The 1,555-nt window shown below is 43.5% G+C and carries 1 protein-coding gene and 1 pseudogene; both read right to left on the bottom strand.

Features of this window, described 5'->3' with window-relative positions; genetic code table 11:
* Positions 1 to 680: 680 nt before the first annotated feature.
* Positions 681 to 1,007, bottom strand: a pseudogene (locus H0248_RS21725) (IS110 family transposase); the annotation flags it as partial.
* 280 nt (positions 1,008 to 1,287) lie between these two features.
* A partial coding sequence (locus tag H0248_RS21730; RefSeq protein ID WP_219609347.1) for a hypothetical protein occupies positions 1,288 to 1,555 on the bottom strand: 268 nt, incomplete at its 5' end.

Below are 1,555 nucleotides of genomic sequence, written 5' to 3' on the forward strand. Positions count from 1 at the left end.
ACACAATTTTAATTACAGGCTCTTCACAAAGGAATATCTGACAGGATGGGCTCGCAAAAGAACTAGCGTTGGTACGAATGCGAAAAGGATTTGCTAGCGTGCTGTTTTGCCAGTCTCGAGCATTTCCGGACCGTTCCTTTGACGGGTTTTGTGGATGATTTCACGTTGCGGATTTTTGAGTGGTTAAGACACAGTTGGGTGTCACCCCGTCATCGAACCAACGTGACCCCAAATCTGACCACCAAATTCTCCCGATGCAGAGGGAAAACAGAATGTGCATTGGAAAGACTTTTGCACGTGAAGGCATTGAATAAATGGATAGAAACAAAAACCCCGCTTAAGTTTCCTTAAGCGGGATTTTCTAAATGTGGCTCCGACTGGACTGGACTCGAACTTCATCTGTGTCTCCTGTTATTAGCGGTATTGAAATGGCTGTGTGATTTTTTACCAGCATTTTTACCATTATTATTTAATCTGTAACCATAAAATGTCAATTAAAAACAATTGGTTGTTGTCATAACCTGTTGTTTATTACTGTTTGTGCAAGGTTTGATGTTCAGCATCATATTGTCAGTATTATTATGATTTTTATTTTTATAAAAACATATTGTTATGAAATTATAACTCTATCCACTGATTGCGTTTGATACAGGTTGAAGCTGAGTTCACTATGCGTGAGAATCTGCATCCTGTGGATCATCCTTCGCACCACTTGGCCATAAGGTTTGCCGATAACGGGCCAGCGATAGCGCGTGCACGGGAAAGACAGTGACAAAAGGGTACTTCTGGAGAGCGTACACCACCGGGCCTTTCTTCAACTCAAGGGCGATGGCGATCCTGCCTTTCACCTTTTGGTGCAACCCGATGAGCCAGATATCAAGCGCATCCGGCGTGTGTTCAATTATATGGAATGTGCGCTCACCGTTTTTACACTGAACGCAGACATCGTGCTTTTTATTCGCCCAGTCCAGACCAACATGAGCAGCAAACTGATCTATCGCGGTCATAACCAACTCCTTTTTATCGGGGATTGGTATGCATTCCACGTTCTTCGAAAGAAATATAGTCAGCAGTTTATCTGCATGCCCTGAGTATTCGTTAGCGAACGTGGAGCGCCTACTGGCTCGAAAGAAAAGCGGCAATCATCAAGTCACATGATTCTGGCACAATATTCGTAACCAATAAGCGCATACCCTGAATCACTAAGAAGTGTAACTCTCAGGGTTCGAATGACTATATCTGGTACAGAGCTGGCCTGAGTTTGATAAATCTGAACACTTTCGGGTGCTATGACTCAATAGTCCCGCCAAAAATGCGCATGGTATTAAGCTGCTCAATACTGTAAGGCCGGGATATCCGGTAACTGTCGAATTCTTCAACACCAAACTCTTCATGATTAATGCCATTGATAGCAATAACACGACCATTCGGAAGTTCAACCTGATAGTTAGGCCTGACACCTGTTCCTGACAAACCGATACGTATAAATATATTTTTGTCGTTCACTTTAGGATCGTCAGATGTCCTGCGGTGATGTAGCCCCCTGAAACACCAG

The organism is Pectobacterium brasiliense (assembly GCF_013449685.1).
Taxonomy (GTDB): Bacteria; Pseudomonadota; Gammaproteobacteria; order Enterobacterales; family Enterobacteriaceae; genus Pectobacterium; species Pectobacterium brasiliense_A.